This window comes from Mycobacterium rhizamassiliense (assembly GCF_900157375.1).
Classification (GTDB): domain Bacteria; phylum Actinomycetota; class Actinomycetes; order Mycobacteriales; family Mycobacteriaceae; genus Mycobacterium; species Mycobacterium rhizamassiliense.
In genome coordinates, this window is the sequence record NZ_LT721901.1 from 1,852,036 (window position 1) to 1,867,625 (window position 15,590).

Below are 15,590 nucleotides of genomic sequence, written 5' to 3' on the forward strand. Positions count from 1 at the left end.
GTGGCGGCACCCTCACTGACGGCGGCACCATCACAATCAACACCGGTGGCAGCGTCCTCGACAACGGCACCGTCACCGTCAGCAATGGCGGCCTCTTTACCGACGGCGGCAGCATGATCGTCAATGGCGACCTCGCCGTCGACAATGGCGGCGCCCTCACCGATAGCGGCAGCATGATCGTCAACGGCGCCCTCACCGATAGCGGCACCCTCGCCGACTCCGGCACGCTGACGCTCGACGGTTCCGGCACCTTGACTGTGGACCCCACCGGCACCCTGACCGTCGACACCGGCGGCAGCATGACCGTCGACTTCGGCGGCACCGTCTACGACAGCGGCGCGATCACCATCAACACGGGTGCCACCCTGACCGACGGCGGCGCTCTCAACGTCGAAAGCGGAGGGCTTGTGACCGTCGGCCACGGCGGCACATTGATCGATGATTGCGTGTTGACCGTCGATTCCGGCGGCACCCTCAACGACGCCGGAACCCTGAGCATCCCGACCGGCGGCGTGATGTCCACCGACGGGACCATCACCGTCCAGACCGGCGGCACCCTGACCAACGCAGGCACGCTGAGTGTCAATGTCGACGGCACCCTGACCGACGCCGGCGCGGTGACCATCGACAGCGGCGGCACGCTCAACGAGGCCGGTCCCCTGGCCGTCAACACCGGCGGCACGGTGACCGTCGACGCCGGCGGCTCCGTCAACGACGCCGGTGCCGCTACCGTCAACACCGGCGGCACGATCATCCTCAACGGCGACGCGACCTGGACCTTGAACACCGGCGGCACCTTGACGGTCAACGGCGGTGGCACGGTGGTCCTCAACGACACCGGCGTTTTGACCGTCGGCAACGGCTCCACCCTGACGGTGAACAACGGCGCGTACCTGATCGCAAATGCTGGCACCACCGTCCCCATCCAGCACGGTGGCGCCCTGACCATCGGTCCGGGTGAGGCAATCACCCTCGGCCCAGGCGGCTCGTCCGGGCCAAACGGGCTTGTCGGCGTTGCCGTTGTATCGCCGGCGGTACCGAGCCCCGCGACCCCGCCGGTGCCCCTTAGCGCGGCGGCTACGCCGGGCCTGGCGGGAACCTCGGGAATCCAGCCGCAGATGGATTTGGATGCCCTGCGCGACTCGCAGGCACTGTGGGATGAGCTGTACTTCGCCGCCGACTAGCGTTGCGGGACATGCCAATTCACCCTGACATCGAATCGGTGCCCGCGGTTCCAGTGAACGTCGCGTCGTCCTCGTAGTCGATGACCTCGCCGCGCAGCGCGTCGAAGATCGCCACGCCCTGTGACACCAGCCCCGCGGCCACCTGGCCGAGCCCCTCGGCGCCGTTGAGCACGGTCAGGTTCGCGCTCGACAACCCCAGCGCGGCCTTCTCAACGATCAGCGGCAGCTGGTCGATCAGCGCCTTGTCCAGCGCGACGCGATTGTGCGAGGCCGCAGCCTCGGCCTGGATCTTCATCTTCTCGGCATCGGCCACCGCCATGATCCGGACGCGTTCGGCCTCGGCCTCGGCGGGCTTGACCACCTCGGCGACCAGCTCCTGTTGGCGCAACTCGGCGGCGCGCTGCGCCAATTCCGTGCGCATCTGCAGCACCTCGCGCTGCGCCTCGGCCTCGGCCAGCGGGCCGGCCTGCGCGGCTTCGGCCTGGGCCTTGTCGACCTCGGCCTTGTATTGCGCCTTGACAATCGCTGTCTCCCTGGCGAATTCGGCCTGCTTGCGCTGCGACTCCTGCTCGGCCTCGGCGGCCTTCTGGTTGGCCTGCGCCTGGGCGACCTGCGCCTGCTGCTGAATGGCCGCGTTGTGCGGCGCGGACATCGCGGCGATGTACCCCAGTCCGTCGTCGTCGATGGACTGGATCTGCAGCGCGTCGACGCTGAGGCCGATGCGGGCCATCTCCTCCTTGGAGCCGTCGAGCACCTCGGTGGCCAGCTTCTGGCGTTCCCGGATGATCTGCTCGACGGTCATCGACCCGATGATCGAGCGCAGGTGGCCAGCGAAGATCCGGCCGGTGAGGACGGACATCTGGTCCTGCTCGGACAGGAAGCGCTGGGCGGCGCTGATGACGCTCTCGGTGTCGTTGCCGACCTTGAAGGCGATTACCGCCCGGACGTTCAGCGTGATGCCTTGTTGCGTGACGCACTTTTCGGCGACCTCGGACTCGCACATGGCCAGCGTCAGGAATGCGGCCTTGCGGAAGAACGGGACGACAAACGCGCCGTGGCCGGTGACGACCCGGAACGGCGCATTGGTCTTGGCCTTGCCTCCGGAGATCAGCATCGCCTCGTCCGGGGCGGGCACCCTATAACCGAGCATCGTTGGACTCCTTGCAGTTTCGCTGGATTAGGAAATTTCCGTCGCTACTTCAGATGCTGTGAAGTTCTTCCACGGCTCGACGACCACCGTCCGCGGACCGCGAACTTCCACCACCAAAACCTTGCTGCCCTTCGGTAGTGGCTCGTCCGACCATGCCAGGAAGGTCTCCTTCGATCCCCGCACGGTCACCAACACCTCGCCGGCGCCGCGATCACCGCGGGTCGCCACGAGCAGCCTCCCCACACAACCGATTGCCGAGGCATCGCTCACGTTCGCATACTCCCCCATCCGGCGGTCCAGCGTCGATTTTCGTCGTGTTTGCTGCCGACTGCATAGGCCCGGGTCCGCCGCGGCTCCAAGGATCCATAGAGGTCGGTGTCAGAACCTTTGCTCACACGCCTCGAACCCCGGGCGGAGATGAGCGGAGGAGCCCGTCATGATCGCCACGCTCGGCGTCGCCGCCCGCAAGGCTACCCAGGCCGCGGGTGTCGCGGTCATCGCCATCTCCCTCTCGCTCGGCTTTGCGACGGGCTTGGCCCATGCCGACGAGACGGCCGTGCGCGGGATGTACGGCGACCCGGTCGCGGCCATCGCATTCTGGCAGCCGCAGACCTACGACGACTGCGTCCTGATGGCGGCGGCCGACGTGGTCGGCGAGGCGACGGGGCGCCGCGTCTCGGAGCAGGAGATCATCGCGCTGGCCCAGCAGACCCCCAGCCAGACGCACCCGGGGTCGATCTACACCATGCCCAAGAACAAGGACGACCCGAACACCGGGCAGGGCACCAGCTACAACGACATTCCGCTACTGCTGTCGCACTACGGCGTGGCCGCCACGGTGATCGACAAGAACGACGCCGGTGTGCCCACCGGCATGGCCGCCCTCAAGCAGTACCTGGGCGCCGGCCGCAAGGTGATCGTCGCGTTGAACGCCGAACTCCTCGCGGGCCAGCCGGAGGACCCCAAGGACCCCGGCCCCAACCACGCGGTCGTCGCGACCGGGGTCGACACCGTCAACGGCGCGGTGCACCTCAACGACAGCGGGGTCGACGACGGCGCGGACAAGATCGTGTCCATCGAGCTCTTCACGAAGGCATGGGCCACCGGCGACGACGAGTTGGTCGTCACCGGCGCACGCCGCTAGACCCAGTACGGAACCCGGGCGCGGTATTGCCGCATCGCGATTGCCGCCATCAGCCAGCCGACGACGGTCAGCACCACGACCACCGCCCAGTGCCGCAGCTCCTGGTGGGCGCCCAGCAGCGGCGCCCGCACGATGTCGAGGTAGTGCAGCAGCGGGTTGAGCTCGACGATTTTCGACCAGCGCCCGGCCCCCTGCTGGCGCAGCGTGTCGTCGTTCCAGATGATCGGCGTCATGAAGAACAGCAGCTGCACGATGGAAAACAGCAGCGGTCCGATGTCGCGGTAGCGGGTCGCCAGAATGCCGAAACACAGTGAAACCCATATGCAATTCAGCACGATCAGGCCCAGCGCCGGAATCACCGACAGGTCGGCCCACGACCAGGGCTTGGGGAAGATGATCGCGACGACGACGTAGATGACGATGTTGTGCCCGAACAGGATCATCTGCCGCCACACCAGCCGGTAGACGTGCACGCTCAGCGGCGTCGGCAGTTGCTTGATCAGTCCCTCGTTGGAGACGAACACGTCCGCGCCCTCCAGAATTGCGGCGTTGATCAGGTTCCAGATGATCAGCCCGAGCGTGACGTAGGGCAGGTGCACCGCGAGGTCGAGGTGAAACAGCTTGGAATACAAGCCGCCCATCGCGACGGCGGTGGTACCCGTCGCGATCGTGATCCAGAACGGCCCCAGCACCGAACGGCGGTAGCGCTGCTTGATGTCCTGCCAGCCCAGGTGCAGCCACAGCTCGCGCCGACGAAAGCCGTCCACCATGTCGTTGCGCGCGCGGGTGAAGGTCCGCGACTGGGCGGCGGCGTCGATGAACGTCACGAAGATCCTCCAGGCTTGCCGAACTGTTCACGACGTCCTAAGCGGCGCAACCGAATCCATTCCACCAGACCGCGGGGATCGCGACGGGTGATCAGGAAGAACCAGCCGAACCGGAGCCACTCCTGGGCCACCAGCTTGCGCAGACCCGGCTGTGACTGCAGGTAGCCGCGATTGCGGTAGGTATAGAACCGCTTGGTCGGATTGTCCGGGTACTGGGTGTGCATGCGGCCGCCCAGGATCGGCCGGAACTCCTCGGATCCGCACGGGTGCAGGTACACCGCGTCCAGGCAGGTGCCGAACGGCAGGCCCGAGCGCACCAGCCGGCGATGCACCTCCACCTCGTCGCCGCGCAGGAACAGCCGCAGGTCCGGGACGCCGACCGCGTCGATGGTGGAGGCGCGAAACAGCGCGCCGTTGAACAGCGACGCAATCCCGGGCAGCAGGTCCTGCCCGGCCTCGGTGCGCAATTCGTTTGCGCGCCTGCGCCATACCAGCCCGCGCCGCAGCGGGAACGCCAGGCGATCGGGGTCGTCGAGGTTGCACACCATCGGCGACACCTCGGCCAGGGCGTGCTTCTGGGCGCAGGCCAGCAGCGTGGCCAGCACCCGGGTGTCCTGCGGACGCCCGTCGTCGTCGGCCAGCCACACCCAGTCGGCGCCGTGGGCCAGGGCGTGCAGCATGCCGAGCGCGAAACCGCCCGCGCCGCCGAGGTTTCGGCGGGACGCCAGATATGTGGTGGGAATCGGTTGGGCCGCAACCACATCCCGGACGCGGCTGTCCGCGCCGCCGTCGTTGTCCACGACGATCAGGTGATCGGGCAGCCGGGTTTGCGTGCTCAGCATGTCCAGCGACTTGGCCAGCTCGTCGGGGCGTCGGTGCGTCACCACTACGGCGACGACGAGCTCACTCATCCCCGGACGCGCTTTGCGCCAGCGGCTCGTCGCGAGCGGTCTCTTCGAGCACCTCGCGGACGTGCCGCGCGGCGTCCTCGCCCTCGTAGGCGCGCACCACGTCCTCGATGCCGCCCGTCATCCGGATGACGCCGTGGTCGATCCACATCGCGGTCTTGCACAGCCGGGCCAGGAATTCATTGGAATGGCTTGCGAATACCAGGATCCCAGACCGCTCGACCAGACCCTGCAGCCGCGACTGGGCCTTCTTGAGGAAGTCGGCGTCCACCGCGCCGATGCCCTCGTCGAGCAGCAAGATCTCGGGGTCGATGCTGGTGACCACGCCCATCGCCAGGCGTACCCGCATGCCGGTGGAGTACGTACGCAGCGGCATCGACAGATAATCGCCGAGTTCGGTGAACTCCGCGATCTCATCTACCTTGGCCAGCATCTGCTTTCGCGTCTGCCCGAGGAACAGGCCGCGGATGATGATGTTTTCGTAGCCGGAGATCTCGGGGTCCATGCCCACGCCGAGATCGAACACCGGCGCCACCCGGCCGGTGACCTTCGCCGAGCCACGGGTGGGCTCGTAGATGCCCGAAAGTAGCCGCAGCAGAGTCGATTTCCCGGCCCCGTTGTGGCCGACCAGTCCCACGCGGTCGCCCAGTTCGAGCGACATCGTGATGTCGCGCAACGCCTCTACGACGACGACGTTGGAGTTGTTGCGGCCGATCGTGCCGCCGGCCTTGCCGAGGAAGGCCTTCTTCAGCGAGCGCGACTTGGCGTCGAAGATGGGAAATTCCACCCACGCGTCGCGGGTCTCGATGTGAGGGGAGGGGTCGGGCACTGGAACTCTTACAGGTACTGCCCGGTGCCCGAGCCGTGACCCGAGCGTCCGATGCCCGGCGGCAGCGCACCCTGGCGCATCTGCTCGAGCTGCGCACGCGCGGCCATCTGCTGGGCGAACAGCGCGGTCTGGATGCCGTGGAACAGCCCCTCCAGCCACCCGACCAGCTGTGCCTGGGCGATGCGCAGCTCGGCGTCCGTCGGCTCGGAATCCTCGTTGAACGGCAGGGTGAGCCGGTCGAGTTCCTCGCGCAGTTCGGGCGCCAGGCCGTCTTCGAGCTCGCGGATGCTGGTGGCGTGGATCTCGCGCAGCCGCCTGCGGCTGGCGTCGTCCAGGGGTGCGGCCCGCACCTCTTCGAGCAGCTGCTTGATCATGGTGCCGATGCGCATCACCTTCGCGGGCTGCTCGACCAGGTCGGTCAGCGCGTGTTCGTCGGAGTGGTCGTCAGGCCCGTCGCTCAGGGCCATGATTCGCGGATCGATGCCGCCGATGATCTCGACGCCGTCGTCGTCGTTGTTGTTACCGATACTCAATTCGGTCACCGTCCTCTAATTACATCTAAGGGCGTGGCGCTGCAGCGTTTCCGCGCCATTCGTAGATTTTTGCGCCGCCGTTGTCGTAGATCAGCGCCCACGACTTCGATTTCTCCAGCGACACTAGTCCGTCGGGTACAGCGAACCCGCGAACCGTGGGCGTGCTGGTGTAGATGTACCGAATGTTGAGCGCCTTGATCGCCTCGACGACTTTCGGATCGGATTCGCCGCGGCGGGCGGAGGCCCAGAAGATATAGCGCTGCGGCCCCGGCCCGGTCTGCTGCGGGTAGTCGTAGTGCGTCCACAGCGGGTGCAGGTCGGCCACCGCGTACATCCAGGCGGTGCCGTCGGTGTTGGCGTCGCCGATCACGGTGTCGTGGGCGCCCGGCAGCTTCGACAGATACGCCATGGCCATCAGGTCGCGCTGGTCGATCATCACCGAGTCGTACTTGTCGCCGAACAGCACCAGGTGCCGATAGAAGTAATGCCGCGCGATGAACACCGTGCTCAGCACCAGCAGCACCGCGGTCGTCGAGACCCACACGCGCGGCGGCAACTCCCGGAACCGCCCGACGACCCGCTTGGCCACCGCGACGGCCAGCAGCACCGCGGCGAACAACGCCAGCGCGGCCATCGGCGTCACCAGCACCGTCACCACCGAGGTGAGCCGGCGCGGATCGTTGTAGAAGAACTGGCTGAACTTCTCGATCGCCGCGCCCGCCGCGTTGTGAAACGGCGCCCCCGAGTAGACCGTCGCCACCGTGAGCACCAGCCAGACCGCCGGCGGCCACCAGATCCGCTTGTACAGCAGGAGCGCCATGCCGGCGTAGACCAGCACGACCAGGCCTATCTGCGTCGGGAAGTCGTTGAGGTGGCGGGTGTGCAGCAGCAGCGCGTCGATGACGCCCTGCTTGGCGCTCTTGAAGCTGGGGAAGGCGTGCCCGGCGATGATGTCGGCCTGCCGCAGCACCCCGAGGAACTGCGGCGCCAGGATCAGCCCCGTCGGCACCGCGACGGCCGTCAGTGTGAGCGCGTCGGCCAGCCGGCCGCGCACCGGATGCCACAGCGCGTCCAGGAGCCACCAGCCCAGCAGGAACAGCACGACGATGAAGCCGCCGGTGAGGTGTACCGACAGCACACCGATCAGGGCCAGCGCGGCCACCGGGATGCGGTCGCGATGCCGCAGGGTCGAGACGATCAGGACGAACGTCGGGATCGCGACGCCGTAGGCCGCGAGGTTGGGCATCGCGGCGACGCCGAACTCGACGTAGGGCACCGAGGTGAACGACGCCGACAGGGCCGCGGCGGTGGCCGCCACGCCCGCGGTGCGCCACACCGTCGTCACGGGGCGCAGCAGATGCCAGCTGAGCATCGCGGCGCTGGTCGGGAACAGCCAGACCGAGGCCGCCACCGAGCTCACGGTGTAGCCGGTGGTCGGCGCCGCCCCGGTGAGCTGGCAGTAGAGGGCGGTCAGGGCGTGGAACACCGACGGGTAGTACAGCGGCTGGTGTGTCTCGACGTTGCGCAGCTCGCCCATGTGGGTCGACGACGCCTGGCCGGTGTCGAGCATGAAGCGCACCTCGTTGGCGTGCCACACCGCGTCCCAGGTGCTGGGGACCGTCTGCCAATGCGCTGCCAGGCCGCGGTAGGCCGCCCACATGATCAGCAGCACCCCGAGCGCGACGCCGGCCCCGACCGCCAGCGCCGGCAGGCCGGTGATGGCCCGCGCCTCAGCCTCGGTGTCGCGGTAGCGGGCGAGCAGCAGCTGCAACGCCGTCGCCACCACACACACGGCGATCAGCGCGGCCAGCGCGGTCCACCCGTTCCAGGGGATGCCAACGGCACCAAAGGGAATGATCGCCAGGGCCACCACGCCGTAGGTCAGCGCCGGGCCAACTGCTACTGCGGCCGGCCAAGATAGCTGAGCGATACGGGCGACGATTGTCCCTGGGGCGATCAGTAAAAACAGCGCAAGCAGCGTTCCGAACCAGAGCCCCACTCGACTAGTATGGCTGGCCGGGTGACCTTGCTCGGGAAGCCACCGGCTGGCTGGAACGTCTGTGGCACCCGTTACCGTCACAATTTCGCTCTATCGCGGAAGCTCTAAGGTGGCTGGCATGGCTTACGACGTCGCCCGGGTGCGCGGACTGCATCCGTCGCTGGGTGACGGGTGGGTGCACTTCGATGCCCCGGCCGGCATGTTGATCCCCGATTCCGTCGCGACCACGGTGTCGACGGCCTTCCGCAGGTCCGGTTCCTCTACGGCCGGCGCACACCCGTCGGCGCAGCGCAGCGCGGCCGTGCTGGAGGCGGCGCGGTCCGCGGTGGCTGACCTGTTCAACGCCGACCCCGCGGGCGTCGTGCTCGGCGCCGACCGCGCGATCCTGCTGTCGTCGTTGGCCGAGGCGTCCTCGTCGCGCGCCGGGCTGGGCTACGAGGTGATCGTCAGCCGCCTGGACGACGAGGCGAACATCGCGCCCTGGCTGCGCGCGGCGCACCGCTACGGCGCCAAGGTGAAGTGGGCCGAGATCGACATCGAGACGGGCGAGCTGCCGACCTGGCAGTGGGAGGGCCTGATCGGCAAGTCGACCCGGCTGGTCGCGGTGGCCTCGGCCTCCGGAACGCTCGGCACGGTCACCGACCTGCGGGCGATGACCAAGCTGATCCACGACGTCGGCGGGCTGGTGGTGGTCGACCACTCCGCGGCCGCGCCCTACCGGCTGCTCGACGTCAAGGAGGCCGAGGCCGACATCGTCGCGGTGAATGCCTTGGCGTGGGGCGGTCCGCCCGTCGGCGCCGTCGTGTTCCGCGACCCGTCGCTCATCAACTCGTTCGGTGCGGTCTCGACGGACTCCAACGCCACCGGCGCCGCCCGCCTGGAAATCGGCGCGCACCAGTTCGGTCTGCTGGGCGGCATGGTCGCCAGCATCGAATACCTCGCCGCGCTCGACGAGTCCGCGCGCGGCACCCGGCGCGAACGCCTGTCGCTGTCAATGCAGTCGGCCGGCCTGTATTTGAACCGCGTCTTCGACTACCTGATGTCCTCGCTGCGGTCGCTGCCGCTGATGATGCTGATCGGCCGCCCCGAGGCGCGCATCCCCGTGGTGAGCTTCGCCCTCAACGGCGTGCCCGCCGAGCGGGTGGTTCAGCGGCTGGCGGACAACGGAATCCTGGCGGTCTCCAACGGGACGTCGCGGGCGCTCGAGGTGCTGGGCGTCAACGACGTCGGCGGCGCGGTGACCGTCGGCCTCGCGCACTACTCGACGACCGCCGAGGTCGACCAGCTGGTCCGCGCGCTGGCCTCCCTGGGCTAGACGGTCAGCACGATCTTGCCGTGGCCTTCCCCGGCCACCAGCTGCTTGTGCGCGTCACCGGCCCGCTGGATGGGCATGCGGCATCCGATGATCGGGCGCACGCGGCCGTCGGCGATCATCGGCCACACCGACTCGATCACCGCCTGCACGATCTCGGTCTTGCTGTTGGGTCCGCTCACCGGCCGGGCACGCAGCGTCGTGCCGATCACCCGCGCCCGCTTGGCCATCAGCTTGCCGATGTTCAGCTCGCCCTTCACCCCGCCCTGCATGCCGATGATGACCAACTGCCCGTCGGTGGCCAGCGCGTCGATATTGCGGTCCAGGTACGAGGCGCCCATCAGGTCGAAGATCACGTCGGCGCCGCCGGTTTCGGCGCGCAGCCGTTCGACGAAGTCCTCGTCGCGGTAGTTGATCGTGATCTCGGCCCCCAGCTCGCGGCACACGTCCAGCTTGGCCGCCGACCCGGCGGTGACCGCCACCCGGGCGCCCAGCGCGCGGGCAACCTGGATTGCGTGGGTGCCGATGCCGCTGCCGCCGCCGTGCATCAGCAACAGCTGGCCCTCGTGCAGGTGCGCGGCCAGCACCAGGTTGGACCACACGGTGCAGGCCACCTCGGGTAGCCCGGCCGCATCGACCAGGTCGATGCCATCTGGAATCGGCAGCACCTGGCTGGCCGGAACCGCGACGTGCTCGGCGTACCCGCCGCCGGCCAGCAACGCGCAAACCTCTTGTCCCACCGACCATTCGGATACGTCGGGGCCCACCTCGGCGATGACGCCGGACACCTCCATGCCGATGATCTCGCTGGCTCCGGGAGGCGGCGGATACTTGCCGGCGGCCTGCAGCACGTCGGCGCGGTTGACACCGGCCGCGACGACCTTGATCAGGACCTCGCCCGGGCCCGCTGAGACATCGGGCACTTCTTGCCAGACGAGTTGGTCGGAGGATTCGGCGACGACGGCGCGCATATCGGCCACGCTACTAGCCGGCCGAAACCGCCTCAGTGCTGGCAACGCGAGCACCGTTACCCTTATCAGCGGTGGCGTGGCAGAGCGGCCTAATGCACTCGCCTTGAAAGCGAGAGACGGCTAAAACCGTCCGGGGGTTCAAATCCCTCCGCCACCGCCAAGTCAGCGGGGAGCGCCATTGCGCAGCATCGCGCCGACGCCGTCAGCCGGGGTGATTCGCTCGTCGGTCTGGACCAAAAACGCCCCGCCGGCGGCCGCCAGCAGCGGCAGCGCCTCGTCGGCCCGCAGCGTCTTGGCCGGTAAGGTGCCCTGCGCCGAGAGCTGCTCGGCGGTCGGCGCGACGTTCTTCATGGATTCGTCGGAGACCACGGTGGCGTTGTCGATGTCGCCGATGATCATCACGTCGATGGTCCCCTGGTTCAAGGCCAAGCAGACGGGCCCGAGGCCCTCGACGGCCAGCCCGGAATACCGATCCACTTCGGCGGTGAATCTGGCCGCCGCGTTGTCCATCACGCTGAGCCGTTGCCGCAATATCGTCGTGTCGACGGCGCGCTGGATTTCGTCGAAGTCGTACCCGCCGCGCCGGACGGAGACCGGAAGCGACGTCGCAAGCGCGCGCACCCGCTGCGGCAGCGCCGTCAGCAGATCGGAACGCACCTCCGCGTCGCCCACCAAAAAGACTGCGTCATAAGCCGTGTCGTGCGCCAGTTCGCTGACGCGGTCGGCGATGGGGCACGGCTCCGCGGCCCGTTGCGCTGGGGCGCCGACCAGCCGGCGACCGTTGCCTTGCACCGCCTCCGAAAGCCGGTTGGCATCGACGTGGCTGGTGATCAACGCACCGGCCGGATCGACCACTACCAGCAAATAGTTCGAGTGCCCGACGCCGTATTCGAGAATTGGAATGATGTACGGCAGGTCGGACACTCGCACTATTGGTTCGAAGACCGGCATTAATAGACACTCGTTGAATAAAATTCCGGTCGAACTGGCGACTACGGCGCGACCGCCGCGGCCCACCGGCGAGCGCAAATCCTTTACGGCGTATTCGATTTCGGCCGTGACCGATTCGTCGGCGCCCTGGTCGACAAGCTGGCCGCGCAGATCGTCCCAGTTCAGGTCGAGTGCCAAACTCGCGTCGCCGTCATCGCCGAAGTCGTCGAAGTAGACCGATGCGAACGGGCCGGGCGCATCGAATATCTGGCGAAACCTGCCCGGGTCCATAGCTCATTGTTTGCCCGAAAGCCTGAGACGCAAAACACATTTAACTTTGCTTACGATTCGTGTCGCCGCGGCGAACGAATCAGTGCAGCGTGGGCGCGTAGCGAAGCACCGCGCCGATGCCGTCGGCCGGGTCGATCCGCTCGTCGGTGCGGACCAGTGAGGCGCCCACCGAGATCGCCAACAGAGGCAGCGCCTCGTCCGCGCGCAACGTCTTGGCGGGTGCGGCGCCCTGCTCCGACAACACGTCGGCGTTCGGAGCGACCGCCGTCATTCCCTCGTCAGCAACCACAGTTGCGTCGTCGATTTCACCGATGATCATCGTGTCGACCGCCCCTTGGCGCAGGGCCGAGCAAACTGCCCCGAGGCCCTCCGCCGCCAACCCGGATTGCCGGCCGACTTCGGCGGTGAAACGCTCCGCGGCCGAATCGATCACGCTCAATCGCTGCTTTGCGGATTCGGCCTCGATCGCCCGCTGAATGTCCTCGAAGTCGGCACCGCTGTGCCGCGCCCCCGCCTGCAGCGGGACGGCTCGGTCACGCAGCCGTTCCGGCAGCGTGGCGATCAGATCCGAGCGGGACCGCACCTCGCCCACGACGAAGATCGTGTCAATGTTCTTCTGGTCGAACAGTTCACCGACGCGATCGGCAACCGCACGCATGTTCTTGCGGGCCGATTCCTGGGTCCGCAGTTGCGGGTCGCCGTATCCGGAGGTCTCGGCTCCGGCGGCCTTGTGCACCGGATAGCCGCCTCCGTCAACGGTTTCCGAATGCAGGGTGTCGTCGATGTGGGTCGTGAGGTCGGCCCCGGTGTGATCGACCACCACCAATAAGTAGGTCGGATGCGGCACGCCGAGCTCGACGATGGGAACGATGTAAGGCAAATCCGACACGCGCACAACGGTTTCGGCGGTGGGCCGCAACAGGTGTTCGTTGAGCACCACCCCATCGGCGCTGGCGACCACCGCGCGGCCGCTGCGACCGATCGGCGCGCGTAGGTCCAGCACCGCGCGGCCGATCTCATCGGTGACTGCCTCGTCGGCGCCCTGCTCCTCGAGCTGTTCGCGCAGTGCCCGCCACTTGAGCTCTAATTGGGCCTCGGCGTCATGGGTGTCGTGCGAGTCGTCGAAGTAGACCGACGCGAACGGCCCAGGCGCATCTAGCAACTGACGGAAACGATCAGAATTCATGATTGTTGTGGTCCCCCCACTTTTGCGACGGCTAACTTACGCCTGAGGCGCGGTCTCCTTCGCTGTCGTCGAAGAACGACCAGTCGCCGCCGTGCTCAACTTCCATTCACCAGCCGAATTCGCTGTTGTGTCGCGACAACCTTTCCTCGCGGATCGAGAACTCGGTAGTTGGCCATGCGGGAAGTGTTCCCCTCCCCGGCGTCCTTAACCCGCCGGGATCTCGGCGGCGATCGTGTCCATCAGCGCGGAGTGCCGTCGGGGGTGCGGGTCCCGGCCGGGTTTACCGCTGCTGATCAGGCCCGCGGACAGGCCGCGCGCCGGGTCGGCCCAGATGGCGATGTTGACCAGGCCCAGGTGGCCGAAGGCGTCCGGCGCGTTGCGCCCGAACGGGCCGAACCTGTCGGTCCCGAGAATGAATCCGGTGCCCCAGCGCGCGGGCATCAGGCCCACCGAGAAGTCCGGCCGCAGCCGCCGGGATTCCTTCGTCGCGGCCCGCATGGTCTCCGGCCGCATCACCCGCACGCCGTCGAGTTCGCCTCCGCGGCGCCAGATTTCGGCAAAGCGGGACATCTCGTTGGCGGTCGACACGGTGTTCGACGACGGGATCACGGTGGTCAGGAACAGCCGGCCGTTGGTGTACGGGATGATCTCGTGCACCGTTCCGCCGATCGCCTTGCGGAAGATCCGCGCGATGGGCGCCGGCAGCGGCCGGCCGGTGGCGTGGCTCGGCGCGACCAACGGAAGATCCTCCGGGGCGACGCCGAAGTTGGTCCAGCGAAAGTCGAGTGGCTCGAGGATCTCGGTGGCCAGGATCTCGCGGACGTCCTTGCCCGCGGCCGCGTAGATGATCTCGCGCATCAGCGGACCCCAGGTCAGCGCGTGATAGATGTGCACCAGGCCCGGCCGGTACAACGGGCGCAATTCGCTGAGCATCTGCTGGGCGTACTCGTGATCGTCGGCGCGCTTGACGTCCGGGCGTGGCCCGGTGGGGAAGGGCAGGCCGGCGCTGTGCGTCATCACGTGCCGGATCGTGATCCGGTCCTTGCCGTGGCTGGTGAACGTGGGGATGTAGTCGCACACCCGGTCATCGAGGGCGAAGACGCCTCGCTCGACGAGCATGTGGACCACGGTCGCGGTGATCGCCTTGGCCGACGAGTACACGCAGAAGGGGGTGTCGGTCGTGACGGGGATCTTCTCGGCGTCGGCGTCGTCGGTCGGCGCGTTGCCCCAGCCGTGACCGATCCCGCGGTTGAGCACGACGCGGCCGTTGTGGCGCAGGCACAGCTGGATCGCCGGGTGCATGCCGCCCCGATACCAGTTGCGGGCGGCCTGCCAGATGCGTTCGACGGCGGCGCTGTCGATCTCCGAGTGGTCCTCGTCGCCGATCGCGGTCACGGCGTCCAGGTCGGCCGGAACGCGGATCCTGCCGTCGGGCGTCGTCATGGGCGTCATCGTCACCTCCGCGAGGGTACGTTGCGGCGGACTACTCCCCGGTGAACTGCGGCGGACGCTTGGCGAACGTCGCCGAGATGCCCTCGGTCAGGTCCTTGGACGGCAGGAACGCCGCGTTCCAGGCGGCGACGTAGCGCAGGCTTTCCGAGACGGCGGCGGTGCGCTGCTGGTCGAGGACGTCCTTGATGCCGTGCACGGTCAGCGGCGGGTTCGCGGCGATCTCGGCGGCGGTTGCGTGCGCGGCGGCCAGCGTGGCGTCGGCGTCGGCGTAGACGTCGTTGACCAGTCCGATCTTCTCGGCGCGGGCGGCGTCGATGTCCTTGCCGGTCAGCGCGAGCTCGCGCAGGTGCCCGTCGTTGAGGATCAGCGGCAGGCGGGCGAGGCTGCCGACGTCGGCGACGATGGCGAGCTTGACCTCACGCACCGAGAACTTGGCGTCGGCGCTGGCGTAGCGGATGTCGACGGCCGAGATCAGGTCGACGCCGCCGCCGATGCACCAGCCGTGGATCGCGGCGATGGTCGGGGTCCGGCAATCGGCGACGGCGGTGATCGCGCCCTGCATCCGCTTGACCTCGCGGTGGAAGACCGCGCGCGGACCGGCCAGCGCGTCGCCGGACAGCAGCGGGGTGAACGAGCCGCCCATCGCCGGCACGTCCAGGCCGTAGCTGAAGTTCTTGCCCGACCCCGTCAGCACGATGGCCCGCACCTCGGGGTTGGCGTCCAGCTCTTCAAACAGCGCGGGCAGCTCCGACCAGAACGCGGGCCCCATCGCGTTGCCCTTGCCCGGTCCGATCAACGTCACCTGGGCAACCTGGTCTTTGATTTCGACGGAGACAGATTCGTATGTTGCGCCCATATCGCAGACCGTAGCGTG

14 protein-coding genes and 1 tRNA gene are annotated in these 15,590 nt (G+C 67.8%); 3 read left to right on the forward strand and 12 right to left on the reverse strand.

Translation table 11 applies throughout. From position 1 onward, the window contains the following. Positions 1-1,203: 1,203 nt before the first annotated feature. Both MRAB57_RS08890 and MRAB57_RS08895 read right to left on the reverse strand, forming a co-directional pair. Entirely contained in the window at positions 1,204-2,334 is a 1,131-nt protein-coding gene (locus MRAB57_RS08890; RefSeq protein ID WP_077087236.1) for an SPFH domain-containing protein, read from the reverse strand. A gap of 27 nt (positions 2,335-2,361) precedes the next feature. Continuing rightward, positions 2,362-2,604: a hypothetical protein gene (locus MRAB57_RS08895; protein ID WP_077090490.1), complete on the reverse strand. Its 243-nt coding sequence runs from the start codon at positions 2,602-2,604 to the stop codon at positions 2,362-2,364. A 166-nt stretch (positions 2,605-2,770) separates the two neighbouring features. Between MRAB57_RS08895 and MRAB57_RS08900 the strand changes: the two genes are divergently transcribed. Further along, a complete protein-coding gene (locus MRAB57_RS08900) occupies positions 2,771-3,478 on the forward strand; it encodes a C39 family peptidase (RefSeq protein ID WP_077087237.1) in 708 nt (235 codons plus the stop codon). On the opposite strand, the gene wzm is transcribed toward MRAB57_RS08900, so the two are convergent. The 5 genes from wzm to MRAB57_RS08925 form a co-directional block, all read right to left on the reverse strand. Beyond that, positions 3,475-4,305: a galactan export ABC transporter permease subunit Wzm/RfbD gene (wzm, locus tag MRAB57_RS08905; protein WP_077087238.1), complete on the reverse strand. Its 831-nt coding sequence runs from the start codon at positions 4,303-4,305 to the stop codon at positions 3,475-3,477. The genes MRAB57_RS08900 and wzm overlap by 4 nt on opposite strands. Next, positions 4,302-5,216: a galactofuranosyltransferase GlfT1 gene (gene glfT1 / locus MRAB57_RS08910; protein WP_077087239.1), complete on the reverse strand. Its 915-nt coding sequence runs from the start codon at positions 5,214-5,216 to the stop codon at positions 4,302-4,304. Before glfT1 ends, wzm begins: the two co-directional genes overlap by 4 nt. Continuing rightward, on the reverse strand, positions 5,209-6,042 hold the full coding sequence (gene wzt, locus MRAB57_RS08915; RefSeq protein WP_077087240.1) for a galactan export ABC transporter ATP-binding subunit Wzt/RfbE: 834 nt from the start codon (positions 6,040-6,042) through the stop codon (positions 5,209-5,211). The genes glfT1 and wzt overlap by 8 nt, the downstream gene beginning before the upstream one ends. Positions 6,043-6,050: 8 nt before the next feature. Next, a complete protein-coding gene (locus MRAB57_RS08920) occupies positions 6,051-6,509 on the reverse strand; it encodes a bacterial proteasome activator family protein (RefSeq protein ID WP_077090491.1) in 459 nt (152 codons plus the stop codon). A gap of 91 nt (positions 6,510-6,600) precedes the next feature. Beyond that, the gene (locus tag MRAB57_RS08925) at positions 6,601-8,574 is read right to left on the reverse strand and encodes a DUF6541 family protein (protein WP_077087241.1); all 1,974 of its coding nucleotides are present in this window, start codon (positions 8,572-8,574) and stop codon (positions 6,601-6,603) included. A gap of 118 nt (positions 8,575-8,692) precedes the next feature. Here MRAB57_RS08925 and MRAB57_RS08930 point away from each other — a divergent pair, with 118 nt between their 5' ends. Then, entirely contained in the window at positions 8,693-9,889 is a 1,197-nt protein-coding gene (locus MRAB57_RS08930) for a cysteine desulfurase-like protein (RefSeq protein ID WP_077087242.1), read from the forward strand. Here MRAB57_RS08930 and MRAB57_RS08935 read toward each other — a convergent pair. Continuing rightward, entirely contained in the window at positions 9,886-10,857 is a 972-nt protein-coding gene (locus MRAB57_RS08935; protein WP_077087243.1) for an NAD(P)H-quinone oxidoreductase, read from the reverse strand. The two genes, MRAB57_RS08930 and MRAB57_RS08935, sit on opposite strands and share 4 nt — an antisense overlap. Positions 10,858-10,927: 70 nt before the next feature. Here MRAB57_RS08935 and MRAB57_RS08940 point away from each other — a divergent pair. After that, a tRNA-Ser gene (locus tag MRAB57_RS08940) sits at positions 10,928-11,017 on the forward strand. A 2-nt stretch (positions 11,018-11,019) separates the two neighbouring features. Here MRAB57_RS08940 and MRAB57_RS08945 read toward each other — a convergent pair. From MRAB57_RS08945 to MRAB57_RS08960, 4 genes are all read right to left on the reverse strand, one after another. Next, positions 11,020-12,078: an Rv2629 family ribosome hibernation factor gene (locus tag MRAB57_RS08945; protein ID WP_077087244.1), complete on the reverse strand. Its 1,059-nt coding sequence runs from the start codon at positions 12,076-12,078 to the stop codon at positions 11,020-11,022. Between the two features lie 79 nt (positions 12,079-12,157). Next, positions 12,158-13,264, reverse strand: a complete 1,107-nt coding sequence (locus MRAB57_RS08950) for an Rv2629 family ribosome hibernation factor (RefSeq protein WP_077087245.1) — start codon at positions 13,262-13,264, stop codon at positions 12,158-12,160. A gap of 204 nt (positions 13,265-13,468) precedes the next feature. After that, entirely contained in the window at positions 13,469-14,707 is a 1,239-nt protein-coding gene (gene lipE / locus MRAB57_RS08955) for a lipase LipE (RefSeq protein WP_077087246.1), read from the reverse strand. Positions 14,708-14,747: 40 nt separating this feature from the next. Then, positions 14,748-15,572, reverse strand: a complete 825-nt coding sequence (locus MRAB57_RS08960) for a crotonase/enoyl-CoA hydratase family protein (RefSeq protein ID WP_077087247.1) — start codon at positions 15,570-15,572, stop codon at positions 14,748-14,750. Between the last annotated feature and the right edge of the window lie 18 nt (positions 15,573-15,590).